Source organism: Microbacterium sp. Bi121 (assembly GCF_918698005.1).
Lineage (GTDB): Bacteria > Actinomycetota > Actinomycetes > Actinomycetales > Microbacteriaceae > Microbacterium.
On sequence record NZ_CAKKLJ010000001.1, the window covers coordinates 491,565 to 517,143 of the forward strand.

Annotated in this window: 20 protein-coding genes; 16 read left to right on the forward strand and 4 right to left on the reverse strand. The window is 63.4% G+C overall.

Annotation, left to right across the window (positions count from 1 at the left end):
• Positions 1-55: 55 nt before the first annotated feature.
• The 7 genes from LQZ87_RS02365 (at position 56) to LQZ87_RS02395 (ending at position 8,773) form a co-directional block, all read left to right on the forward strand.
• Positions 56-1,423, forward strand: a complete 1,368-nt coding sequence (locus LQZ87_RS02365) for an extracellular solute-binding protein (RefSeq protein WP_230101832.1) — start codon at positions 56-58, stop codon at positions 1,421-1,423.
• Positions 1,424-1,517: 94 nt separating this feature from the next.
• On the forward strand, positions 1,518-2,381 hold the full coding sequence (locus tag LQZ87_RS02370; RefSeq protein ID WP_230101833.1) for a sugar ABC transporter permease: 864 nt from the start codon (positions 1,518-1,520) through the stop codon (positions 2,379-2,381).
• 2 nt (positions 2,382-2,383) lie between these two features.
• Positions 2,384-3,295: a carbohydrate ABC transporter permease gene (locus LQZ87_RS02375; protein WP_230101834.1), complete on the forward strand. Its 912-nt coding sequence runs from the start codon at positions 2,384-2,386 to the stop codon at positions 3,293-3,295.
• A gap of 2 nt (positions 3,296-3,297) precedes the next feature.
• Positions 3,298-5,409, forward strand: coding sequence for a sugar-binding domain-containing protein (locus LQZ87_RS02380; protein ID WP_230101835.1), 2,112 nt, complete (start codon positions 3,298-3,300; stop codon positions 5,407-5,409).
• A gap of 155 nt (positions 5,410-5,564) precedes the next feature.
• Positions 5,565-6,317 carry an SDR family oxidoreductase gene (locus tag LQZ87_RS02385; protein WP_230101836.1) on the forward strand — a complete coding sequence of 251 codons (753 nt, stop codon included), beginning with the start codon at positions 5,565-5,567 and terminating at the stop codon, positions 6,315-6,317.
• 367 nt (positions 6,318-6,684) lie between these two features.
• Complete coding sequence (locus tag LQZ87_RS02390; RefSeq protein ID WP_230101837.1) at positions 6,685-7,692, forward strand: hypothetical protein; 1,008 nt, start codon at positions 6,685-6,687, stop codon at positions 7,690-7,692.
• A 184-nt stretch (positions 7,693-7,876) separates the two neighbouring features.
• A complete protein-coding gene (locus tag LQZ87_RS02395; RefSeq protein WP_230101838.1) occupies positions 7,877-8,773 on the forward strand; it encodes a phospholipid scramblase-related protein in 897 nt (298 codons plus the stop codon).
• Between the two features lie 51 nt (positions 8,774-8,824).
• On the opposite strand, the gene LQZ87_RS02400 is transcribed toward LQZ87_RS02395, so the two are convergent.
• Both LQZ87_RS02400 and LQZ87_RS02405 read right to left on the reverse strand, forming a co-directional pair.
• Positions 8,825-10,186 (reverse strand): hypothetical protein, encoded by a 1,362-nt coding sequence (locus LQZ87_RS02400; protein WP_230101839.1) that lies wholly within the window; start codon positions 10,184-10,186, stop codon positions 8,825-8,827.
• A 122-nt stretch (positions 10,187-10,308) separates the two neighbouring features.
• Positions 10,309-10,917, reverse strand: a complete 609-nt coding sequence (locus tag LQZ87_RS02405; protein ID WP_230101840.1) for an NUDIX domain-containing protein — start codon at positions 10,915-10,917, stop codon at positions 10,309-10,311.
• Between the two features lie 101 nt (positions 10,918-11,018).
• On the opposite strand from LQZ87_RS02405, the gene LQZ87_RS02410 reads away from it, so the two are divergent.
• From LQZ87_RS02410 to LQZ87_RS02440, 7 genes are all read left to right on the forward strand, one after another.
• Positions 11,019-12,449, forward strand: coding sequence for an ADP-ribosylglycohydrolase family protein (locus tag LQZ87_RS02410; protein WP_230101841.1), 1,431 nt, complete (start codon positions 11,019-11,021; stop codon positions 12,447-12,449).
• Positions 12,446-12,751, forward strand: coding sequence for a hypothetical protein (locus LQZ87_RS02415; RefSeq protein ID WP_230101842.1), 306 nt, complete (start codon positions 12,446-12,448; stop codon positions 12,749-12,751). The genes LQZ87_RS02410 and LQZ87_RS02415 overlap by 4 nt, the downstream gene beginning before the upstream one ends.
• 7 nt (positions 12,752-12,758) lie before the next feature.
• Positions 12,759-14,300 carry an SIR2 family protein gene (locus LQZ87_RS02420; RefSeq protein ID WP_230101843.1) on the forward strand — a complete coding sequence of 514 codons (1,542 nt, stop codon included), beginning with the start codon at positions 12,759-12,761 and terminating at the stop codon, positions 14,298-14,300.
• 557 nt (positions 14,301-14,857) lie between these two features.
• Complete coding sequence (locus LQZ87_RS02425) at positions 14,858-16,471, forward strand: sigma factor-like helix-turn-helix DNA-binding protein (protein WP_230101844.1); 1,614 nt, start codon at positions 14,858-14,860, stop codon at positions 16,469-16,471.
• Entirely contained in the window at positions 16,464-18,506 is a 2,043-nt protein-coding gene (locus LQZ87_RS02430; RefSeq protein WP_230101845.1) for a Z1 domain-containing protein, read from the forward strand. Before LQZ87_RS02425 ends, LQZ87_RS02430 begins: the two co-directional genes overlap by 8 nt.
• Positions 18,499-19,629 carry a hypothetical protein gene (locus LQZ87_RS02435; RefSeq protein ID WP_230101846.1) on the forward strand — a complete coding sequence of 377 codons (1,131 nt, stop codon included), beginning with the start codon at positions 18,499-18,501 and terminating at the stop codon, positions 19,627-19,629. The genes LQZ87_RS02430 and LQZ87_RS02435 overlap by 8 nt, the downstream gene beginning before the upstream one ends.
• Complete coding sequence (locus LQZ87_RS02440; RefSeq protein ID WP_230101847.1) at positions 19,616-20,497, forward strand: hypothetical protein; 882 nt, start codon at positions 19,616-19,618, stop codon at positions 20,495-20,497. The genes LQZ87_RS02435 and LQZ87_RS02440 overlap by 14 nt, the downstream gene beginning before the upstream one ends.
• A gap of 102 nt (positions 20,498-20,599) precedes the next feature.
• Here the strand turns inward: LQZ87_RS02440 and dcm are convergent, their stop codons facing one another.
• Positions 20,600-21,970 carry a DNA (cytosine-5-)-methyltransferase gene (dcm, locus tag LQZ87_RS02445; RefSeq protein WP_230101848.1) on the reverse strand — a complete coding sequence of 457 codons (1,371 nt, stop codon included), beginning with the start codon at positions 21,968-21,970 and terminating at the stop codon, positions 20,600-20,602.
• Positions 21,971-22,508: 538 nt separating this feature from the next.
• Here dcm and LQZ87_RS02450 point away from each other — a divergent pair.
• Together LQZ87_RS02450 and LQZ87_RS02455 are read left to right on the forward strand one after the other, a co-directional pair.
• Positions 22,509-22,853, forward strand: a complete 345-nt coding sequence (locus LQZ87_RS02450) for a nucleotide pyrophosphohydrolase (protein ID WP_230101849.1) — start codon at positions 22,509-22,511, stop codon at positions 22,851-22,853.
• Positions 22,850-24,580 (forward strand): DUF2075 domain-containing protein, encoded by a 1,731-nt coding sequence (locus LQZ87_RS02455; RefSeq protein ID WP_230101850.1) that lies wholly within the window; start codon positions 22,850-22,852, stop codon positions 24,578-24,580. The genes LQZ87_RS02450 and LQZ87_RS02455 overlap by 4 nt, the downstream gene beginning before the upstream one ends.
• A gap of 436 nt (positions 24,581-25,016) precedes the next feature.
• Here the strand turns inward: LQZ87_RS02455 and LQZ87_RS02460 are convergent, their stop codons facing one another.
• Entirely contained in the window at positions 25,017-25,502 is a 486-nt protein-coding gene (locus LQZ87_RS02460; protein ID WP_230101851.1) for a hypothetical protein, read from the reverse strand.
• Positions 25,503-25,579: the final 77 nt, after the last annotated feature.

Consider the following 25,579-nt stretch of genomic DNA (forward strand, 5'->3'; position numbering starts at 1 on the left):
CCCACACCCGACCGTGCCTTCTCAACACCCAGCACCGCAAACACAAAGGAGTGTCATGAACAGCAACCCGAAGCGGCCGGCCCTGCGCCTGGCCGCAGTCGGCGTCACCGCCGTCGCCGCACTGGCCCTGACCGCGTGCGGACCCGACATCACAGCCGGTGCCGACGACGAAGCAACGTCCGACCGTCTGCAGGCGCCCTCGGCTGATAAGCCGGAAGGCGAGATCACCATCTGGGATCGCTCCGGCGACCTGTACGAGGTGTTCGACGCCGTGATCGACGACTTCAATAAGAAGTACCCCGACATCAAGGTCAACCATGAGGCCGTCGACATCAACGCCAAACTGCAGAACACGCTGATCACCGGTACCGATGTGCCCGACGGCGTCTTCCTCGACGATGCGCTCGTCGGCGGGTTCGCCGACCACCTCTGGGACCTCACCGATGTGCTCGCTCCGTACGCCGACGACATCGCACCCCAGAAGATCGATGCGACAACCGTCGGCGATGGCATCTACGGTGTTCCCTACGACCTCAACCCCGGCTTGCTCTTCTACAACGCAACAGCGCTGGAAGCGGCCGGTGTCGATGCCACGACGATCGAGACCTACGACGATCTTCTCGACGCCGCGCGTGCGTATCAGGAGGCAGTGCCGGAGTCGCACCCGATCCACCTCGAGCAGAGCCCCTTCCTCGGCCAGCTCCAGCTCGAGATGTACGCGAGCCAGCTGGGCACCTCAATCGCGGATGCCGACGGCGAGCTGCGCCTGGACAGCCCGGAGTACGAGCAGATCCTGACGTTCCTCGACACGGTGCAGTCCGACGGTCTCGGCACACGGGCCGAGTACCTGAGTCCTACGGACATCGCCGAGCTCGAGAACGGCAACCAGGTGTTCTACCCGTGGGCGATCTGGTTCGACTTCGCGCCGCAGCAGCTGCTACCCGAGACCAGCGGCGACTGGCGAGCCATGGAACTCCCGGCCTGGGAGGACGGCGGCGCCCGCAGCGGCGCCATGGGCGGCTCATCGTTCGTGCTGCCGAAGGAGGGTGAGAACGCCGATCTCGCCTGGTTGTTCTACGAGTTCCTCATGTACGACGAGGCCGGATACAGCGCGGTGTGGGGCATCAATGACATCTACCCGACCGGCCTGAACACGTCGATCCCCGCGTACCTTCCCGCAGCCGACCCGGCGGGGCCCCTCTTCGATCCGATCGAGGCTCTGGGCGGGCAGGACCTCTGGGAGGTCGCGACGACCGCAGGGGCGCAGATCCCGAGCGGCACCTCGATCCCGTCGTGGTGGAACGGCGCTGTGGACTACCTCGGCAACGATCTTCAGAAGATGCTCGATGGCGATCTGACTCCAGCCGAGGTCATCAGCAGCTCGACCGACGCCATCCAGACCAACCTCATCGACAGGCAGTGACGGACCTTCCACGATGACGACCTCCACCCTCCCCTCCGCGGCACCACCGCGATCCGGCCGTGACGCGACCCCATCGCGCACGCGTCGGAACGGAATGGCGAAGTTCCGACGACGCTCAGCGCCGTATCTCTTCGTTCTTCCGTTCCTCGTGATCTTCGTCGCGTTCAGCGTCTATCCGCTGATCTTCACCGCGCGACTGAGCTTCACGAACTGGCGCGGATCCGGCGCCGCGGAGTGGGTGGGCTGGGGCAACTACACGTACCTCCTCACGAGTGAGGCGTTCTGGAGCTCGCTGGGCAACTCGGCGGTCCTGTGGCTGCTGATCGTCCCGATCCAGATCGTTCTGGCGGTGATCGTCGCCGTCCTGCTCAACTCGGCGAAGCTCAAGCTGCGCGGCCTGTACCGCGTCGCGTTCATCGTGCCGTTCGTCACCCCGCTGGTCGCCGTCGCTCAGATCTGGGTGGTGCTGTTCGACCAACAGTACGGTGCGATCAACGCGTTCCTCGGCGTATTCGGCATCCCGGATATCGGCTGGCTCACGACCAGCGCTTGGGCGAAACCCACGCTCGCGCTGCTGTTCCTGTGGAAGACGACCGGCTTCATCATCGTCATCCTGCTGTCGGGTCTGCAGTCGATCGACGGTTCGATGTATGAAGCCGCGGAGCTCGATGGCGCGTCGAAGCTCCGGCAGCTGTGGAGCATCACCGTGCCGCTGCTGCGTCGCACCATCATGTTCGCCGTCGTGCTGCAGACTCTCGCCGTCTTCCAGATGTTCGCCGAGCCGTTCGTCGTCACGCAGGGCGGGCCGTACAACTCCACGACCACGGCGGGCTATTACCTCTACAACCACATCACGCGCGGCGATCTCGGTACCGGGGCGGCGAACTCCTTCCTGCTGGTCATCCTGGTGATGGTGCTGTCGCTGTTCTTCGTCCGGATGCTGAGAGCCAAGGACTGATCATGACCGATACCTTGACCCGCCCCGAGACGGTTGCCGCGGCATCCGCCCCTCGCACCCGAGCCGAGCGCCGTCCGAGCCTGCGAATCGGCTCGCACGTCTTCCTCATGCTGCTGCTGATCGCGTTTCTCGCACCGGTCGCGTGGGCGATCGTCTCGTCGTTCAAGCAGCCGAACGACATCATCCGCGATCCACTCGGGTTCGACCCGACCACCTTCACACTCGACAACTTCACCGCGATGTTCCAGGACGTCCCGATCGCCCAGGGCTTCCTCAACACCGGGATCGTGCTCGTGGTCAAGGGCGGCATCACGCTGTTCTTCGCACCGCTGGCGGCATTCGCGTTCGCGAAGTACAGCTTCATCGGCAAGAACCTGATCTTCGGCACCGTCCTCATCACGCTCATGCTGCCGACGATCGTGCTGATCATCCCGCTGCTGCTCGAGATGAAGGCGCTGGGCTGGGTGAACACCTACCAGGCGCTGATTCTGCCCGGCGCGATCGACGCGTTCGCGATCTTCTGGATGCGCCAGGTGATCAGCGCCGTCCCGGACGAGCTGCTGGATGCCGCGCGCGTCGACGGCTGCAGTGAGTTCGGCATCTTCTGGCGCGTGATCGTGCCCGTCATCCGTCCGGGGCTCGCCGGCCTCGCGGTCCTGACGATCATGAACATCTACAACGACTTCGTCTGGCCGGTGATCGTCGCCAGCTCCGAGAGGATGTCTACCCTTCAGGTCGTCCTGTCGACGCTCGCGCAGAACATCACCGGCAACCGGATCGGCGCAGACTACGCGACGGTCACCGGCGAGCTTCTTGCGGCGAGCTCCATCGCCCTCATCCCCCTGCTGGTGCTCTTCATCGTGCTCCAGCGTCACTTCATCAACGGCATCCTCGCCGGCAGCGTGAAAGGCTGAATGTGTCACTCTCCATCACCGACCAGGCACCCGTCTCCTCCGAAACCGGAGGCGTCCCGCGTCCCGAGTACCCCCGGCCCGATCGTGACCGCTCCGAGCGCTGGCTGACGCTCAACGGGCGTTGGGACTTCGAGGCGGACGGCATCCAGGCGGATATCACGGTGCCGTTCGCGTGGGAGAGCGAGGCGTCCGGCATTCGCCGCACGTGGCTCGAACGCGGCGTCTATCGTCGGCAGGTCGTCGTTCCGGTCGAGTGGGAGGGCCGTCGTGTCGTGCTGAGCTTCGGAGCCGTGCATCACCGCGCGGTCGTCCGCATCGATGGGTCGCTCGTCGGCGAGCATGTCGGCGGATACGAGTCGTTCGAGTTCGACGTCACCGACTTCCTGGTTCCCGGCGTCGCGTCAGAGATCGAGGTCGAGGTCGAGGCGCCTGCCGACAAGCGTGCGATCGCGCACGGCAAGCAGCGGTCGATCCCCCGCGACGACTACGACGGAGTCTCGTTCACGCCGACCTCGGGCATCTGGCAGTCGGTCTGGCTGGAAGCGCGCGGACGAACCTATGCCCGTTCGGTCGCGCTGCGTGGAAACAGTCTGACCGGCATCGACGTCTCGGTGGCTCTGCAGGGCGACGACGTTGTCGGGGCTGTCGTACGCGCACGGGTCGAGGGTGTCGAGATCGAGATCACGACGGATGCCGCCGGCCAGGCGTCGGGCAGGATCGAGCTGCCCGAACCGCGACTGTGGTTGCCGGAGGACCCGCACCTGTACCGGGTGGAGGTCTCAGTCGGTGATGATGACTTCGCGGACTATGTCGTCGCGACCACTGGCCTGCGTCGCATCGAGACGCGCGGTGAGGAGCTCCTGCTGAACGGGTCGCGGCTGTACGTGCGCGGCGTGCTCGACCAGGGGTACTGGCCCGACACCGGTCTCACGGCGCCCGATGTCGAGGCGCTGCGCCGCGACGTCGCCCTCGCACGTGAGCTCGGTTACAACCTCGTCCGCAAGCACCTGAAGTTCGAAGACCCGATCTGGCTGCACGAGGCTGATGTCACCGGCATGCTCGTGTGGGCCGAGCCGGCATGCCCGAGCCGCTTCTCTGAGGCCGCAGCCGAGTCGTTCGAGGCGCAGCTGCCCGCGATGGTCGAACGCGACGGCAACCACCCGAGCATCATCATCTGGGGCCTGTACAACGAGGAGTGGGGTCTGGACTGGGACATCCCGGGCAGCGCCGCTCGCGCCGAGGCCGCAGTGCGAGCGTACGACATGCTGCGCGCACTCGATGGCACGCGGCCCATCGTGGAGAACTCCGGGTGGTCGCACGTGAAGAGCGACCTCGTCGACTGGCACTACTACGAGCCGGATCTGGCGACGTGGAAGCAGGCCGTCGCCGACCTTGCTTCCGGCGAGCGCGAGACGTTCCCGGTGCGACTCGGCCCTGATTTCACGGTCGACAAGTCGTTCTATGGTTCGGCGTCGTTCCCGCGAACGGGTGTGCCGATCCTCAATAGCGAGTACGGCGAGGGGTTCACCAGCCTAGAGCGCGCCTGGCACCTGCGGTGGGAGACGCAGGAGCTGCGTCGTCACGACCGCTATGCCGGGTACGTGTACACGGAGTTCTCGGATGTCGAGCACGAGTGCGCGGGTCTGCTGACCGAGGACCGTCGGACGAAGGACTGGGGTGGGCTCGACCCCGCCGACGTGAACGCCGACACGGTGCTCGTGCTGGACATGGTGCCGGCACGAGCCGGCGCGGATCTGGCGATGCCGGTCGCCGGATTCGATCTCGATGTCCAGGTCTCGCATCACGGGCGCTCTGCGCTGTCGGTCACCGTGCATGGCGCGTGGGTAACTGCTGGGTCACCGACGGACGTAGCTGCGGAGGTCGGAGTCGTGTCGGCCGGGTCTGTCGAGGTTCAGCCGTTCCAGTTGTCGGATGGCGTGTCGCTCGCCGTTCCTGCTCGTGCCGACGCCGGCCGATTCCTGCTCTGGGCGACGGATGCCGATGGTGCGATCGTCGCGCGCGCATTCTTGGATGCTGCCGAGGTCGAAGCGCCGAACCGGCGCGGTGCCCGGGAGGGTGAGTTCGTCGGGGTGGAGGTTCCGGGGGAGCAATAGAAGGGGCGCGCGTCGGGGCGACGGCCGCTGGACGAGCGCTGCGCACCTGTCAATGTCAAGGCCACGGCGACGAATGCGCACGCGACGTATGGTCGAGGAGGGCGGACCGACCGAGAAGCTCTCCCGGTGCCGTGCTTGCCCTGGAGGGAGTCGTCATGGCTCAGTACGACGTTTCAGACCGCTCGGCGATCGTCACAGGAGCAGGTAGTGGCATCGGCAAGTCCACCGCGCTGCTGCTGGCGCAGAACGGTGCGTCCGTGGTCGTGAATGACCTGAACGCCGAGGCGGCCCAGTCGGTGGTCGACGAGATCCGCGCCGCGGGTGGCGTCGCCGAAGCGTCCGCAGGCGACGCGACCGACCCCGAGTGGATCGCAGCATCCGTAGAGCAGGCGAACAGTCTCGCCCCTCTACGCATCGGCGTGAACAATGCCGGCATCGGCGGCGCGGCTGCGCCGACCGCCGAGTATGCGGACGGTGACTGGGACAAGGTCATCGCGATCAACCTGAACGCGGTGTTCCGCAACATGAAGGCGCAGATCCCCTCGATCCTCGAAAACGGCGGCGGCTCTGTGGTGAACGTCGCATCGATCCTGGGCAGCGTCGGCTTCGCCACCTCCCCCGCGTACGTCGCGGCGAAGCACGGCGTCGTCGGAATGACCAAGACGGCCGCGCTGGAGTACTCGGCGCAGGGCGTGCGCGTGAATTCGGTCGGTCCCGGCTTCATCGACACCCCTCTACTGGCGCAGATGGATGCTGAGGCGAGAGAGTTCCTCGTGTCGAAGCATCCGATCGGCCGGCTCGGGCAGGCCGACGAGGTCGCGAACCTCATCGTCTTCCTGGCGAGCGACGCCGCAAGCTTCATCACCGGCAGCTACCACCTCGTGGATGGTGGGTATACGGCTCCTTGATGGGTGGCGGGCGCACTGACAATCGCGGATCTGTCTGATCGAGGGCGAATCCTCTCCCCGGCGAGCACGACCACGTCGCCGGCGCTGAGCACGAAAGCATCCAGCGTGGGTGCGATCACCTCAATCGGTCGGGCGGAAGGGACACACCCGCGACCTTGTGTCGACCTTTCGCCAGGTGACTTTGGACGAATGTCCGAGCCCATCTCTATGGTCTGATTCAGCCGGTCCGCACGGACCCCGGAGCCCATCCGAGCTCCCGAATCGCGCCTGCACTTCGGGCGATATTCGTCGTGCGTGCGGTCGGCGCCCTGCGGCATCCGTCGTGGGGCAGGCCGGTGCTCCACGCACACTCCACAAGGAGAATCACATGTCCGTTCCCAACCCTCCCGCAGCTCCCGCGCCGCAGCAGCTGCCTCCTCCGATGCCTCCGGCTGGCGCGCCGGTCTCGGGGCCGAAGAAGAACAACGTCCTCGCGATGGTCGCGATGATCGTCGCGATCGTGGGCTTCATCTTCGCCTGCATCCCCGGCGCGCTGATCGTCGGCTGGATCCTGCTGCCGATCGCCTTCGTTCTCAGCATCGTCTCGTTGTTCCTCAAGGGCGATCGCAAGTGGATGGGCATCGTCGGCCTGATCGTCTCGGTGGTGGGGACAATCGTCGGTTTCATCGTGTTCTTCGCCGTTGTGGCGACGTCTTTCAATGACGCGTTCGGTAGCGGTGACACGGCCGTCGAGCAGCCAGCTCAGTTGACGGACGAGGCGGATGCTGTCGCTGACGACGAGACGCAGGCCGATCCTGCCGAAGATGAGCGCCAAGATCTGGCCCTCGTGGAGACGGCCTTCGGCCGCTCGGACTTCGATAGTTCGACGTGGTGGTACGTAGCGGTCATTGACAATCCAAACGAGGACTACATCTTCTCGTTCAGCGGGATCGATGTCGAGGCACTGGATGCGTCGGGCACCATCCTCGACTCGTCAAGCGATTACCGGACGATTCTCTCCGGACGGACTGCAGTGACCGGAACGTTCTTCGATGTAGGCCAGGGCGAGATCGCCTCGCTCGAGGTTCGTGGCCCGGAGGCATCAGCGGCGACACGTGCCCCGCAGTCGTCGACTGGGGCGTTCGACGTTACCGATGTCGCGGCGACGAGTGACGAGTGGTCCACGAACGTGAATGGCAAGGTCACCAGTTCCTTCGCCGACGACCAAGAGTCGGTGATGGTCGTCGTCGTCGCACGTGACGCCTCTGGGAAGATCATCGGCGCCGAGTCCGGATACATCGATCGCCTACCGACGGGCGGGACGGCACAGTTCGAAGTGACGTTCTTCGATCCGCTTCCCGGCGGAACGCAGTACGAAGCGTACGCCGTTCTGTAACAGTCAGCGGAAGGCTGAGGGGAGCCGTCCGCTGCCGGCGAGGCCGCTGGGGACTCGCCGAGTGGGTGAGGTGCGTCGGTGCCTCACCCACTCGCTTCTACCCGCGGTTACACCATTTTCGCGGCCGTTGGCGATCGAGTAGTCGAACGCGTTCTATACGACGCGCCTCGGCTATTCTCAGCTCATGAGCGAGCAGTCTCCGGCCGGATGGTTTTCCGATCCCTTCGGCCGCCATGAACATCGGTATTGGGACGGCGTGCAGTGGACTGAGCATGTGGGCTCCCGCGGACAACAGATGATCGATGCGCCGGTGGTTGCCCCTCCGACCGCGATTGCCGCGCAGGAGACAGTCACAGTCGCGTCGACTACATCGCATGCCCATTCCGCACCCGTCAACAAGAAAGTGCAGAAGCAGGTCCGCAAACTCGGCCTCGCCGAGTCGACGCGAGAAGGTCACGGCACTCTATTCACGGAGCGCGTGCTGGTGGTGAACCAGAAGGCAAAGCTCTTCGAGAAGAAGGCCGAGTATACGGTCTTCGATCGGAACGGGCGAAGACTTGGCGGTGTTCGAGAGTTCGGCATCAGCATGTCGCGAATCGCAGTCGGCCGAGACAACGCGACCAAGCGGCTGCAGATCATCGACGCGGATGGCCGCCCGATTCTCACGCTTACCCGTCCAGCCACGATGCTCAAGTCGAAGGTGACGGTCATGCGCGAAGACGGCACACTCGTCGGGAGCATCGTTCAGGAAACTCTTGGTGTGATGGCGTCGGTGCTCGGTGGCCGGTTCAATGTACGCTTCCGCATGGAAGCTGGCGGCACTGCACTCGGCACCATCCACTCGGAAGACTGGCGGGCACGGGACTTCAGCATTCTTGATCCGCACGGCTCCGAGATCGCACGCATCACCAAGACATGGGCGGGGTTCGGCAAGGAGAGCTTCACGAAGGCCGATAACTACGTGCTTGAGATGCACCGCACGTTGGACGATCCTCTCCTCACCTTGGTCGTCTCCGCCGCTTTGGTTGTTGACACCGTTCTGAAACAAGACAGTGATGCGAACCAGCGTCACCGGCGGTGAGAGTCATCGGCAGACTTGTGGTGCCGGCCCCTCCAGCCGCAGAACCGCAACTCAGTCCTGATCCGACTCGTCGCTTCGCAGCGAAGGATCGACCTGTCTCCGCCCGAAGAGCGTCCCGAACGCGCCAGCTACGCCACCCGCCGCGTCCTTGAGCGCTGCGCTCGCTTCTTCGGCCGCAGTCGCAGCGCGGGGCCTATCCGGGATTCCGTCACCGTCGATGTCTACGGCGCGGAACGCCTCGGTGGCCCGCTCGAAGGTTGAGGTGCCAAGCCGCGCAGCCGCTGTCGCGCCCTCCGAGGCGGATACGAACACTTTCTCGCCGACCTCAGCGGCCGCTTGACGCCACCTCTTCGCATCCTTCGAGTCATGTCCCGATTCGATGCCGAGGCGGCCACGGAATTCGAGTACCCCGGATGCGACCCGGTTACTCGATTTCACCGCGGCGGGCGAGTCGAATGGATTGAGCAGAACTTTGGCATTCGCTCGCTGAATCGTGGCATCCATCTGGTCCAATAGACGCGCGCTGCTGCGACCGATGAGTCCGAGCCTGTTCTGTCGAGCGGTGCGCAGTCCGAGCCTGTGGTCCTCCAGTTCTTGGGGTGCAGCGTCCATCACCCGATCAAGTTCGAGGACCGAGATACCATCCTGCAGCTGGAACGTACGAGCGATGACCGCCAGCCATTCGCGAACGCGTGGTTCCGCTTCCTTCGTCGCTTTGGCGATCTCACCGAGGTCGGCCTTCTTCTCCAGCTTCTCGGCGATCGCGTCGAGCTGACGCAGAGCATAGGCCTGTGTGCGGGCAAGCGTCATGCCCGTCGCCTGCACCTTCGACCAGGTGACGTCGGAAACGCGTCCGACTTGGTCACGAATCGTGAGTGCTTCTTCGATGACGAGGTCGACGCCGATCATGTCCGCAAGAACGGAGTCCTTCTGCGCACGCATAACGTCGTCAAGCTTCTCGCTCACCTCCTGCAAGTACTCGACGATGACATCCATCTGCTCCTGCATCGCCCGTTGCTGCATCATCGTCGACAGAGCCGTGAGCGCGAACGGGCCGTTGAGGAGCGCGGTTGGCGCCTGCGCAATCTGCAGCCACTGTTTGATATCGCCGGGTTGGCCGATCATCGCGTGGCTGACTCCGGGCGTCTTGGTCGCCATGAGCCCATACGTCTTGACTGCTTCGGCCGATTCGGCCGTGAGCTTCACCCAGCGGCCGGAGTTTGCCGCGATGTCTCCGACGACGCCGACAGCAGCTCCCGTTGTAGACGAAAAGGACCGGAGGCGTTGGAGGTCGAGCTCTCGAGGTGACACGCGATCCAACCCGCTCTCAAGGAAGAACCGCTCAACGTCCGAAGCGTTGCCGAGGACGGCCAGACCGTCGCCGTCGCTTACCAACTCGACTTCATTGCCCATGATCACTCCTCCGGCACCGATGCACCTCAACCGCACACCGCCTATCCAGACATTACTGGGAGGCGAGGGCCCGCGTGCGTCACCCAGGACGCCTTGATCAGAGCACCCTCGGCACGAAAGCCTCACGCGCGTCGATACAGCTCCGCTGGCCGACCTCGTCCAGCGCGCTCGAGAGCTCCGATGCTGATGAGTTGCGGCAGCATCGACCGTCGAAACGTGTCCGGCAACAGCTCGAGGCCCAGCACCGCCTCGTGCAGCGCACGCAGTCGGCTGATTGTGAACGGTTCCCCCAGCAGGCCGGCAGGATCCGGTTGCTCCCGGTACCGATCGCGAAGCCAATCCACCGCAAAGGCGACGATCTGGTCATGGTCGAACGCGAGCGGTGGCAGTTCGGCGATTGGCACGACGAGCGTCGACGGCGGCAGGGCTTCCGATCGCGCTACGTCGACATGCGCCACGCTGAGCACACGACCACGATCATCCCGGTCCACGGCGTCGAAGACGCGCAATTGCCGCGGCGCGAGACCCTCCACCCCGGCCTTCTCCCGCAGCGACCGGAGCACCGCGTCCGCGAGTTCCTCGCCCTCGTGAAGGAACGTTCCGGGCAGTCGCATAGGCAGGTGCTCGGAAGGCGGAAGCACGAGCACCGCGAGAGCTCCGTCCACGACAGTGAGGACGGCTGTGTCCACGGCCACCGAAGGACGCGGGAAGGAATCGAGTGAACGAGCCACGCTGCGATTTTACGCGCTCTTGCGCAATGTCGGTGGTCGGGTGCATCATCTTCTCAGCAGACTTATCGCAAAGTTGATTTAATTCAGGAGGAGCCATGGGAATGACCAGCATCCAGCTCGATCGGGCAATCGGCTCCGTGCTCGCCTCGGCCGCCGGAGACGCACTCGGCTCTCAGTACGAGTTCGGCCCGTCGCTCGCCGACGACGTCACACCGCGGTTCGGCGAGGGCGTCTTCGGCCACGCCACCGGCGAGTGGACGGATGACACGAGCATGGCGATCCCGATCCTCGACGTCCTCGCCCGCGGCGAGATCATCGACACCTCGACCCGTGAGGAGATCGCAAGGCGGTGGATCGAATGGTCGCGCACCGCGAAGGACGTCGGCGCGCAGACGCGAGCCGTCCTGTCGAGCGTTCCGAGGGAGTTCTCGGAGGTGGATGTCAGGGATGCGGCGCGCCACGTGCACGAGCGCACCGGGCGCAGCGCAGGCAACGGTGCGCTGATGCGCACAGGTCCGGTCGCCCTGGGCTACCTGAATCGACCGGCCGAGGACCTGGCGGAGGCAGCACGAGCACTGTCGGAGTTGACGCACTGGGAGTCCGACAGCGCCTCCGCGTGCATTCTGTGGTCCGCAGCCATTCGGCACGCGATCCTCACCGGCGAGCTCGACATGCACGCGCATCTCGCATTGCTGGCTCCAGCGGATTCCACACGATGGGGAGTCCTGATCGACGAGGCGCTCGGTGCGCATCCGCGGGAGTTCATGCAGAGTAACGGCTGGGTGGTACGTGCATTCCAGGGAGCTCTGGCCGCGATATCCGGGGCGACTTCTCTTGTGGACGCTGTCGAGCGCGCCGTGCGCGGCGGCGGAGACACCGACACGGTTGCTGCGATCGCCGGTTCGCTTGCGGGTGCGCTGTGGGGCGGTTCCGCCGTGCCGCTCGGCTGGAAGCGGCGTCTGCACGGCTGGCCGGAATGTGCGGCGGGCGACCTCGTGCGTCAGGCAGCGCTCGCGGCGCGCGGTGGGAAGCCGGATGCCGAGGGGTGGCCGGGTGCGGACCGGCTCGCGCAGGCGGGCTACTCGACGCAGGGCACCCTCGCACGGCATCCCCATGACGACGGCGTGTGGATCGGCTCGCTCGGCGCGCTCGACCGTCTCCCGGACGAGGTCGACGCGGTCGTATCCCTGTGTCGGGTCGGCGCGAAGCAGGTGCCGGAGGATCGCGTCAGTGTCGAGGTCTGGCTGATCGACCAGCCCGACCGCAACCCGAACCTCGACTTCGTGCTTGCTGAAGCCTCGGATGCCGTCGCATCACTTCGCGCGGAGGGACGGCGTGTGTTCCTGCACTGCGCCGAGGGGCGCAGCCGTACGGCAGCTGTCGCCGCACTATACGGAGCACGGCATCGCGGCATCCCGGTATCCACCGCATGGACAGACGTCCGCGGGGTGATGCCGAGATTCGCACCTCAGGAGTTCCTGCGCGACGCCGTCGCGCGGATCGTCGACCATCGTCAGCCGGAGGAAGCATGACCACTCACGAATCCGCGAAGAACCAGGACCCTTCGCTCTACTGCGCCTATTTCGGCGGTCCGCGCGACGGTTTCAAGACCGGAGACATGCCCGTGACGCTCTCCGGCAAGAAGCTGACGGGCATGGTCTCGAAGGTGCCGCTGAGTCAGCCTCACCAGTTCAGCCTGTTCGCGGTATACGAGTGCACCAGCGAGTCGCAGGTCGACGGGTTCTGGGTCTTCGAGTACCGCGGGGCGGAAGGACCGAACGGGGAGGAGCTCGTTGCGCGGGCGCCGAAGCCGAAACGCGCTGGGATGCCATGATCAGTTCATGACCGGTCACGTCTTCGTCATTCAGGGCGACACCCGACGATTCGCTTGCGACGCGTATCTGCACGCCACCGACCGCGAACTGCGGCCCGGTGGCGGATGGACTCGATCGGCGCCCGAGGCGCCCACCCGGCTGGACCCGCAATACGAGCGCGAGTTCCGATCCGAGGCCCGGTATACGCTGCCGCTCCTCGAGCGCGCGGACGTCCCGGACGAGCCGACGACGATCCTCACGGCAGTGCCCTATCACCGCGTGAAAACGGCAGACCAGATCGTCCCCCGCCTCGAGGAGTTCTTCTCGGTGGCGGCCGAGGTCGTGGCACATCGCCAGCCGACGAAGTCTCTGTCGAACCGGAGCAAGCCGTTGCTCGCCGTTCCGCTGTTCGGCGCCGGAGGGGGCGGGGGCGGGAAGTTCCGTGGCGAACTCCTCCGCGTCATCGACGAGCGGAGCCGAATCGCCGCGCAGAGGTACGACGTAGACGTGGCGATCGTCCTGCGCGATCCGCAGGCATACGCCCTGGCACAAATGACCCGCCGAGATGATCGCGAACGGTGGCCGGAACTCACCGATGAGATGCGCGACGCTGCGAGGCGGCTGGGCGAAGTCGCACGCGATGCCCGACTCGTTCCCTTCATGGGCTCTGGAATCAGCATGTCGGCGGGCGCTCCGGACTGGACAGGACTGATCCGCACTCTTGCGCAAGCGGCGGGCCTCGATGAGGACGTCGTCGAATTGTTGGTGAACAAGCACGATGTGCTCGACCAGGCGGCGTTCGTGCGCGACGCGTTCGCCCGGGACGATGAGGACGGCCGTGACCGATTCACGGAGACCATCGTCGAGGCCGTCGACAAGCGTCGGTACGGACTCCTTCCGCCGCTGCTCGCGGCCCTCGAAGCCGAGCAGGCCATCACGCTGAACTACGACCAGCTGTTCGAATGGGCCGCGTTCGACGGACAGCGTCCACGCCGAGTCATCCCCGGAGCCGCCGAGACAAGCAACCGGTGGCTGCTCAAGCTCCACGGCAGCGTCGACAGGCGGGAGTCGATCGTCCTGACCCGCGAGGACTACCTCGGCTTCAACGCCGATCGCGCCGCACTCAGCTCGCTGGTGAAGGCCACCCTGATGACACGTCACCTGTTATTCGTCGGCTTCGGGATGGGCGACGCACACTTCCACGAGATCGTGCACGACGTGCGGCGTGCGCTTCCCGAGCGCGGCCACCGCTTCGGCACCGTCGTCACGTTGAGCGACGATCAGGTCACCCGACGCCTCTGGGAGAACGACCTGGACTTCGTGCACATTGACTCACCACGGCAGCTCGAGATCTTCCTGGACGCGATGCTCGCGTACGGCGCGACGTCGAACTCCTACCTGCTCGCAGACGGGTACGAGTCGGCACTCGATGGGGCAGAGCTCGAGGTGCGGCGAGCACTGATGGCTGTCACCGAATCGGTATCGGCACGAGGACGGAATGGAAAGTCATGGCCGGTCGTGGCCAGGATGCTGGAGGAACTGGGGTTCGGGTCGGAAACTCCTGCATGATCTTGGAGTGCACTGCCGGACAGGTTGGAGTAGGGGTATACCTCGCCACACGCCAATGTCGGTCAGCGCTGGCCACACCGCAAGGGTGAGACAGGCATGCATCCAGGACCTCATGATTCCTTCGATTCGGAGGTGCCCGGTGCAGTCTCAGCTCGGAATCACCCCACACCGATAGCGCGCCCGGGTCAGCCCGGCGTACGGAAGGTCGAACCAGTCGTCCTCCTCGGGCCTCACGACGATGCCGCGGTCGGGCACGAGAACGATGAAGTCGGCCTCGCCTTGGAACCGAGACGCATGCGCCGCACCTCGAGGCTATGGAGGCGTTCCAGTCGTCGGAATCACGCGCGCCGGCGAACTAGAGACGTTCGCCCCGTCACGCGGGCGGGCGGGGTCATGCGGGTCATGAGTTGGATGGTCGACCGAACACCCACCTGCGGTCGAGTGAACAGGCCGAGCGTCCCAACTAAGGACTAGCCGAGGACTCAACGCGGCGGCACGACCAGCCCCGCTATGGTGTGTCTTGGATGAAGACGTCCGCCGAGACACGAGGAGGTCAGATGGATGAACGTGCCTCCGCAACCGACTTCGAGTCGGCGTCCGCCGATGAGCTCGTAACGCTTGCGGACGTCTTCCCGGCTATTGCCGACGCCGCCGCCTTAGACCAAGTCGTCTCGGACAGTGCAACCTGCACATGGTTCAGCTTCGGCGGCTTCAAATCGTGGTCGGACATTTCCTGCATGACTCTGGCCGAGATCAGCGACTGGCCGGGGCTCGGCGAGGAGCGCATCGGCCAACTGATAGAAGACTTCGCCACTGCCACCAGGTCAGGTCACGGGATCATTCGGTCTAAAGTTCACCGCTCGACCGGCCCCGCCGACAGCGACCTTCCCCCAGTTCCACTGGGGGCCCTGTTTCCGTCGATCGGTGCGCAGACGTCTGTCGAGCGAATCGTCTCGGGCGCGACAACTCGAAACGCAATGCTACGGCGCGGCATCAGGACGTGGCGGCACCTCGCGCCGCACAATCTGGATGACATTGGGCAGTGGAGCGGGATTGGACACCGGGCGATGGAGACTCTGCTCACGGATCTAACGGCTCACGTGCCGGGCTCAGCGGCACCTTACGAATCTGCAACGAACGTCGCAGCAACGCTCGGAGACCAGTTCCCTCATCTCGACGCGGCAGTCCCAATTGAGCGTCTTACCAACGACACACGCTCGTTCAACGCGCTCGTCGCACATCAAGTCTTTGACTGGCGGGGTCTTTCTGAATTGTCAATCGATCAGATTGCGACCTGGTCAGGGATCGGAGCGACTTCCATCGAGAGGTTGCTCAATGACCTCGGACGAGCACCGCTCGCAGATCCCCATGCAGTCACCACGCCAAGAAGATCAAGTCCCGGACCCACTCCCCGCGAACGCCTCATGATTGATCGGCGCCGCGCCGGTGCCACGCTCGGCACCATCGGCGATGAGTTCGGCATCTCTCGCGAGCGCGTACGTCAAATCATCGAGAAGCACGGAGGGCCTTCTCCTGCTGAGGTGAGAGCCGCACAGCAGGACCTGGTCCGCCGAACTAAGGAGGCGAGGCGGAGCGCGATTGACAAGTTGGTGCGGCCCATTTTGCACGAAGGCGGAGCTATGACAATTCCGGAGCTGACGGCTAGGACGGGTCTCACGAACGCAGAACTCGTGGAGTTCTGGCCTGAGGACTTGACCCATCTACGCATTCGAACTGCTGGGTTCGCGGAGCCGACTTGGACGGACGACGAGACATATGCCGCGATCCGGGAGGCCGCGCTTTTTGAGTTCCCGCTCACCGCGAAGGCGTACGCGGAACTCATCCGCGTCGGGCAAGTGCGGGGACCATCATTACCCCGAATAAACCAGCGCTTTGGCGGTTGGGCAGCGGCTTGCGACGCTGCCCAGGTGGAACACGGCCAGACTCCGCGCGCGAGCTACAACACCCGCTGGACTGATGCGGAACTCCTCGCTTACGCCCGAGACTACTTCCTCGATCCAGGCTGGCCCAGTTCCGCTCATCGCTTCGATGCGTGGAAGAGACAACACGCTTCGGATGCTCCTTCACAGCAGACGCTTCGCAATCGGTTTGGCACCTGGTCGAATGTGAAACGTCTCGCCTTATATCCCGGAGAAAACTCAAATGACTGAGAAAACGCGCCTCGACGCTATTCTTGCCGCCCAGATAGACGCCCCAACGCGATTGCGCATCTGGGAATCAGCTTCGGCGATCCTCGACCACGACGCGAAGTTCGACGAATCAAACACAGGTCTGGCTCTTGGTTTTGTGCAGTCCGGCAAGACAACTTCGATCACGGCGCTTGCCGCGGCGGCCGCTGATGATGGATACCAGTTGATCGTCGCTCTCCTAGGCTCGACGAATCTTCTGCTTGATCAGAATAGATCTCGACTTGAGAACTCCCTTGGCATTGGCACGCGCGCTGACTACGTCTGGATCAGCGAAACAAACCCGGTGACGGATGCTGCAGGCAAGCGGATGAAAGAGTTCATCGAACGTGGCCGTGTGTGCCTTGTACCCGTGCTCAAGCATGCGGGCCGAATTCGCGACGTTGCAAAGCAACTGGCGAAACTACCGAAGGACCTTAAGGTACTTGTCGTCGATGACGAGGCAGATCAAGCATCGCTCAACACAAGCCAGGACACGGAAAGCAGGACCTATTCCGCCATCAAAGACCTCCGCGCATCCGCGCCGAACCATCTCTACGTCCAATACACCGCGACGCCGTACGCGCCACTTCTGCTCGATTCCGCGGATATTCTGAGTCCGCAGTTCGTAGAGTTTCTCATGCCCGGAAAGGGCTACACAGGTGGCAAGGAGTTCTTCATCGACAACGCCGACACGGTAGTTAGAAACGTTCCGGTGTTGGACGAGCAAGCGTCAAAGACACCGCCGATCCAGTTGCAGACCAGCCTCTTACAAGCTCTCGCATCGTTCCTTGCGGGTGCAGCCGTTCTCCTCCTCCACGAGCAGTCGAGCCCGCCGATCAGCATGCTCGTCCACTCCACCGCGCGGAACGACGTCCAGGCAAGGTACGAGTTCCTGATCAAGCGTCAGATCGCGCAGTGGAAAGGGACCGTTCTCGAGGGCGATGCATCGACAATCCCACCCCTCGTTCAGGAGGAACGGGCGCGGCTCGGGCGTTACGGGATTGCTGACGTGTCTGACGAGGCTTTCCTTTCGAAACTCCGCGAGGTGCTGAAGGAGTCGACAATCTGGCTTGTCAACAGCGCGGCAGATGTAAACAAGGTGGATTGGAACATCGCCCCCATTCACATCCTCGTCGGCGGCAACAAGCTGGACCGAGGCTTCACGGTTGAAGGCCTGACCGTGACGTATATGAATCGCCCGGCGAGCCCCCAGGTTGACACGCTCGAGCAACGCGCTAGGGCCTTTGGTTATCGAGGCGATCTGCTGCCGTATTGCCAGTTTTTTGGAAGCAAACGAACGATCCGCTCTCTAACGGAAATAGTCCACACTGAAGAGGACCTTCGCGCGCGCCTTCGCGATCACATCGACGCCGGTGGTTCCGTTCGCACCTGGTCCGAAGAGATTGGGCTTCTTCTTCCGCCGGGGATGACTCCGACACGGGCGAGCGTCGTCCAAGCTTTGTCGTCGCAGGGGCTCGGGTGGCACTCACAACGCAGGCCCTCCTTGTTGGCCACCGACACCAAGTCGAACCGACTACTGCTGGCAGAGACCGGGCTGCTTAACGCTGAGTACGAGTCTCACGGGCGCCTGGAATTCCGCACGCAACGGCTAGCCGACTTCGACGTAGTCGATACGCTCCTTTCAACCTGGAGAATTTCCGATTACAGCCCTGGCTGGCTCCACGATGAGTTTGTCGAGGCCGTGAGGCGGAAGGCCGAGCAGGTCGGCAGTGTAACCCTCATGCTGATGGAGAATGATGGACAACCCCGCAGTCGTAAGTGGGACGCCGATATCGGGTTCATCAACCTATTCCAGGGCCACGACATCAAGCCACAACTGAACGGTGACTACTACCCAGGCGACCGCGAGGTACTCGGGATCAAGGAGCACCCGAACCAGATCGTGGTCCAGGTCCACCGACTCGTCCATCCCACCGACGCCTCGCAGGGCGAGGTCCTAGCGCTAGGGCTTTACCTGGGGAGCGGTTCAATTGTTCGAAAGGGCTCAAATGACTGAGGAAGTACCAGCAAGCGCAGGCCGACTCCAGCAGGTGCCGCTCCATTCCCTGCGGCTAGATCGCGAGAATCCCCGCATTCCCGAGAAGAATCGAAGCGACCGCCTCGAGGACCTCGCTGTGATCCTCGAGATGGGCTTCGATGCCCACCCGGTCGCCCAGTCGATTGCCGAGCTTGGGTTCTTCCAAGCGGAGCCGCTCATCGTGATCCCCAGCGACTCCGAGTCGGGCGCGTGGATCGTAGTGGAAGGCAACCGGCGCCTTACCGCACTCTTGGGCCTCGCCAACGCCGAGATGCGAGCGGAGTTTCCAGATCCCGAGAAGTGGGAAGCGCTCGCAGCAAAGCGCGTCATCTCGGTGGACATGCTCATCCCGGTTGTGGTGCACAAGACCCGTGAGACCACGCACTCCGAGATTGCGCGTGTCCACATCGTCGGAAAGCTCCAGTGGCGACCATTAATGCAAGCGCGCTACATCGCCGCCCGCGTTGCCGAAGGTCGAACGCTCCAGGAAGTAGCTGACCTCATTGGCATCCCGAAAAGCAAAGCTGCCGACCTCTACCGAGACCAGGCAGTCCTTCTTCAAGCTGAGGAGCTCGGCCTGTCCACATCGCAAGCCGAGGCGGCGTTCTCTTTGCTTACAGTCGCCCTGAGCAGCACCAAGATTCGTGAGCACGTAGGTGCCCCGCTCGGCTCGCGTCTTGATCCGAACCAGCCGCCGATCCCAGCCGAAAAGACAAGTGAACTCGCTGAGGTGCTCCAGTGGGTCTTCGGAGACGAGGAACACGAACCCGTCATCTCGGATTCGCGCCAGATGTCCCAGCTCGGAAGCGTAGTGTCCAGCGACGTCGGACTGGCTGCGCTTCGGAATGGCGAGACGCTTGAACAAGCCAAACAGAAGGTCAGCGCCGCGGGGCTGGATCCTTTGGAAGCCCTAAAGCGACGTCTCACCACTGCTAAGAATGCGCTCGCGTCCGCGAGCAGTGATCTTTCCGAGTTCACAAACGATCCAGAGGTGGTGAATTTGGTAAACGACATCGAATCAGCCGTCGAGGGAATCCGCTCAACGTTAGATGAACTCGCAACCTCGACCTACTCTGAAGGGCACCAGAGTGCTCGACGTTGACCTTGAAACTGTCGAGTCGATCGGAGATTGGATCGAATTGTCTCTATTGGTGAGCCCCAGCGGTCACATCACACTTGACCGGCTGTTCAAGCTCGCGGAGGAGGAATTGGGCGTCGAGGCGGCGCGGACCTCGCTCGCAGTCGGGATCCTCGAGAGCCGCTCTACGGTGCTCGGAGATCTATACCCGTTCGTAGTTCGGCCAGACATCGCGGTGCTTCGCCGCCGCGATGCTCGCCTCATACATTCGTATACGGCTTTGCTCCTACTCACACCAAAGTCCATATCCCGGCAATTGCTTTCACCACAGAACATCGGGGCGATGGGCGAGTTGTTTGAGGAAATAGCTGAGCGCGCGCTCGCCAAACTGTGGGGTGTTGGCGGAAGCGCAATTCGATTTGCCTTTCCATCCCGATACGGACGACCGGAACAGTTCGACCAGGCTATTGACTGGCTCGCTAAACGTATCGGGGTCAAGCCCGGTCACGGTTATCGTCCGCCTCGACGCAAAGATGGCGGCGTCGACGTCGTCGCGTGGCGGCAGTTCCGCGACAGGCGAGCGGGATTCCCGATCGCGCTCGCCCAATGCACAATTCAGGGTGAAAAATACACCAAGACCACTGACATCGACACTCGTCTATGGTCAACATGGCTCCGAATGGACAATGATCCACTAAGTCTCCTGGTTATTCCTGGCACCATCCCGCGCGCCGGGACTCAATGGGATCAATTGACATCGGTCGTCACGGTCATTGAGCGGCTGCGTTTGATCGAATTGCTTGGTCGCGCTGAGCGAACCGATGAACCAATCGAGTGGGCAACTATGGCATTGGAGAGTCTGAGAGAGCGGCTCGGAGCCGCCGAGATCTAGGGGCGCTCGCCCTCTCGGGTTACGAACACTTTGCGCGGCGAGTCAGTTGCCCCATCGACACTCTCCTACCGCGGCCTGCCAGCGATCTTCACAGATAATCAGTTACGCAGCCGTCGACACAACTACACCGTCGCTCGAGTTTGTCAAGTTCGCAACGAGTGGTTCCGCAATCGCACGGACCACGCGGGCGTTGACGGCATTACCCAGCGCTTTGTATGCCGCGAGGTCACTCTCCGGTAGCCCCAGGTCGCCGAGACTTTGCAATTTTGCACATTCCCGGGGCGTCATGTACCGACGAACACCGACGATGTTCTTACCGAGGATTGGCACCTGCGTGTGGGTCATGGCGATGAGGCTCGGGGCAGTTGTCGTGCGCTTTACCCTGATACCGGACGCTCGGACTTGTAGGACGTAATCGTCAATTCGGCGCTCGCCACCTTGTACGTTCCATTCGAACTTTTGTAGACTCTGCGGGAACTCCCACGGCCGCCATTCGTTCATCCAATCGACAAGCCATACCCTGTTCGCCCAAAAGAACTGACGGTTCTGCCGGATAAATGCCTGTTTCCATCCGGGGAACGAGAAATCCCCGTCCCTGCGGGCGTAGCTCGGGAGGTGTTCAAACTGGTCATCACGACTCAGACCCGCGAGCGAACTACCAAAACTCCCCCGGTACGCGCCAAGGTCGCCGGGGCCTCTTTCAGCCCAGATCGCGGGCGGGGTGCCTTCGTCGCCATATGGGTAATCGGCCCCGAACTCCATTGACCAGATCGGGAACGACGGCAACTTGACCTGCCCTGAACGGCGCAGGAAATCATCCCACATGTCGATTGCTCGAACAGTCTGATCGGGGACGGGCCGGTTCGGGGTCGCCGCCCCATCGAGCGCCGTCCTGATATCTGTGCTCTGATGAGTCGGCTCCGGCCAATCGAAACCATCCAGGCCATCCAAAGACCCCACGAAATACGCTCTCTCACGAATCTGCGGATCGCCGAACTGGTGAGGGGAATACTGGTGCCAGTCGACCGCGTAACCGATGTTCTCTAGTTCGGCGAGGATGGTCCGAAGCGTCTCGCCCTTCTTATGCCGGAGAATGTTCGGTACGTTCTCCAGAATGAAGCGGCGCGGCCTTTTCTCCTTCAGAATGTCGAGCACTCTGAAGAACAACTGGCCCTGGAGGGTGTGCCCGAACCCGAGTTGCTCGCCTGCCTTCGAGAACGGTTGGCACGGGAAGCCGGCTGTGAGAACCTCATGATCGGGCACTGCTGTTCTGATGACAGCGGGACTGTCTAGAGTACTGACATCCGACCAGACGGTCGCGGTCGGGAAGTTCTTCGAATAGAGCTCGTTAAGAGTCGGCTCCCATTCGGCCGCGAACACGCCACGACCGCCGAGGCCTTCAAGTGCGACATGGAAGCCACCGAGACCAGCGAACAAGTCAATGAAGTTGAAGGATGCCGGCGAATCGTTCATGGGTGCCCCTCCTGGGTCGTCGATCCAATGTATCGGGCGCCAGCGACGTTTGACTCCGATGTCCTCGGGACCCTGCACAGCGACCAAAGCCCGCGGTCGCCCGCGCGATGCGAACGGTGCGGATCAATGCCCTAGCATCGCTTCCCCGCTTAGCGCTTCGCTCGATTGCAGGATGCGTCTTCACGACACCACGCGGCGTGTTCCGCGATCCATACCCGGGGTGTCTTTCTCGCGCAATGCAGGGAACGCTTCTCGGAGAATCTCGACCAACTCTCGAGCCATGCTCTCGTTGAGCCGGATATTCTGGGACGGGCTTCCGATGTCCTGCCTGTCTTCGGACCCGAACGTCACCAGTTGGAGATATGGCACACCTCGTCACCGTCAACTAACTGGTATGCGCACTCCGCCGTTTTGGCAGCCCGCCGAAAGCTGCGGTGGTCAGGGTAGAAGCGCGTGATGATTGCCACTCTCCCTTCATATCAGTCGTGTGGCGCCGTCACGGCTGGCACGCCGCAGCATCCCTGCTACCGTCAGCCTCATGCCGACCCCTTCAACCCTCGCCGCCCTCCGCGCCTTCGTCGCCGAGCGCGATTGGGACCAGTTCCACTCCCCGGAGAATCTGGCGAAGAGCATCTCGATCGAGGCTGCTGAGCTCCTCGAGCTCTACCAGTGGGGCGGCACTCCCGACCAGCAACGCGTTGAGGAAGAACTCGCGGACGTAGTCACGTACTGCATCCATCTCGCGAACAAGCTCGGCGTCGACCTCGATGAAATCGTTATGCGAAAGCTCGATTCCACGGCAGCGAAGTACCCGGTCCACCTCGCCAAGGGCCGCATGACCAAGTACACCGAACTGCAGCAAGAGAGCGACGAAGAGGAATGACCGGATTCAGCATCCAGCGCGTGCGGTTCCAGCGGCAAGCGGTCGATGCCTGGGCGCGCGGCGACGCACGTCACACGAACTGGCCCGTCGTGTACGTCATCGACAGCTCGGGCAATCGGCGCAAGCTCTACGTCGGCGAGACCGTCAACACGGCCACCCGCATGCGGCAGCACCTCGCCGGCTCCAAGAAGCACGAGGGACTCGAATCGATCCGCGTCGTCGTCGACGAGCGGTTCAACAAGTCCGTGTGCCTGGATCTCGAATCGCACCTGATCCGCTGGTTCCACGGCGACGGCCAGTACGAGCTCCTCAACGGAAACGACGGACTCACCGATGCGCAGTACTACGACCGCGATCTGTACCGCGAGTCGTTCCGCGACGTCTTCGAGGAGTTGCGCGCCGAAGGACTGTTCTCGCGCAGCATCCCGCAGATCGAGAACTCTGACCTCTTCAAGCTGTCGCCGTTCAAGGCGCTCAACGACGATCAGGCCGTTGCGATCACGGACATCGTCGAGGGCCTGCTCGAGGACCTGCAGCATCCTGACGCACGCTCGACGCTCCTCGTGCAGGGCGAGCCGGGAACCGGGAAGACGATCATCGCGATCTTCCTCATGAAGCTGCTCGCTGACATCCGCGCCCACCAGGATCACGACGACGTGCAGCCCGACTCGATGTTCGCGGAGTTCTTCGTCCCCGAGAATCGTGACCTGCTCACCGATCTGCGCATGGCCCTCGTCATCCCGCAGCAGTCGCTGCGCGAATCGGTCAGGAAGGTGTTCAAGAAGACGCCGCGACTCGACCCAGCGATGGTGCTGACGCCTTTCCAGGTCGGCGAGTCTGATGCCACGTTCGACCTCATCCTCGTCGACGAGACGCACCGGCTCGGTCAGCGCGCGAACCAGGCGTCGGGCGTGCAGAACAAGAAGTTCCGCGAGATCAACGCCGCGCTGTTCGGGGCGGATGACCCGCGGTACACCCAGCTCGACTGGATCAAGGCGCGCAGCCGACATCAGTTGCTGCTCGTGGATGGCGAGCAGAGCGTGCGTCCGCATGATCTGTCGCCGGCCGTGCTGTCGGCGGAGGTCCACGCTGCTCGCGACCTGCACCGGCACTATCAGCTGACCACGCAGATGCGGGTGCAGGCCGGCGCCGACTACGTAGAGTACGTGCGTGCGCTGCTGCGGGACGAGCATCCTGAACGCCCCGATCTCGGTGACTACGACCTGCGGTTCTTCGATGATCTCGGCGAGATGTGCGACGCGATCCGCGCTCGGGACGCTGAGGTCGGTCTCTCGCGTCTCGTCGCCGGGTACGCGTGGGACTGGAAATCGCGCCGCGAGCCCTCGGCATTCGACATCGAGCTCGATGGCGTGCAGTTGCGGTGGAACAGCACCGACAAGGACTGGATCAACGCACCCGGTTCGCTCGACGAGGTCGGATCGATCCACACCGTGCAGGGGTACGACCTCAACTACGCCGGCGTTATCATCGGGCCTGACCTCCGCGTCTCGTCCAATTCTGGGCGGATCGTCGCGGACTGGGACGCGTACCGCGACAAGAAGGGCAAGGAGCGCACCGGGCACCTCGCCGAGACGTTCGACGATGACGACCTGCTCGTCTTCATCCGGAACATCTACGGGGTGCTGCTCACGCGCGGGATGCTCGGGACCTACGTCTACGTCTGCGATCCCAGGTTGCGGGAGCGGCTGTTCACGGCGCTCAACTGACCATGTCGGTGGTGCCGCCTATCTTCTGACCTGCCACCTGGCAGCAAGTCACGACAAGGAGCGCACCATGCGAGTATCGCCGTACTACTCAATCAATCCGACAGATCCTGACGTTCATCACACCTTCAGCGACTGCCCCAGCGGACAGCAGATCCCGGACCGAAACCGACGATCCGGAACCAACAATTGGCCGCTCTGCAAGCACTGTCGCGACATGTGATGCGGTGAGGGATCCTGGCTGCCGTTCGGCGGCCAGGATCCCTCACAAAGCACCGGACCTGATGCGCTGCATCTGGCCACCGCGATCCACGTGGGCACCGCAATCACCGGCGTCTTGACGTTCGACAATGAGCTCGCGACCGCGGCCGAACGCCACGGGATCCCGGCGGCCCCGCTTTCTGCCTGATCGGGCAGATGACCACCAGCGGAGCGCGGCTTACTCTTGGGCCAGGCGCACGGTCATCGTGGTGCCCAGCGCGGTCACCTCGTACGACAGTTCGCCGTCCTTGTACGTGAACGTCTTCGTCTCGTCGCCTGAAGCCAGCAGCGCACCGTCGGTCTTCGAGGTGTCGTTCACCGACTCCCAGCTGAAGTCCGCCGATCCGTCTTCGGGAACCTCGACTGTCCCCGCCCAGTAGAGCGACTTCTGATCGGGAGCAACCCACTGGATCTCGATCGTGTCACCGGTGATCGTCGCTTCCTGGAAGCTGTCCGGAGAGTTGGAGTTCGTCTGCTTCCACGTTCCGGTGAGATCCACCGGAACGGGCGCAGGCGCCGGCGCCTCCTCGGTCTGTGGTGCGCTCGCCGTGGATTCGTTCGTCTGGCCTGTCGGCGCGCTCTCTCCACCGCATCCGACAAGGCCGGTTCCGACGAGGGAGAGGAAGACGAGAGCGGTCGCGAGCTTCAAGGGTGACTTCGTCATGGGATCCTTCGAGGTCATCAGCACCGGCCATCATCGCGGTGCTCAATCGCGAAACTATCAGAGCATTCGGCGGCGCG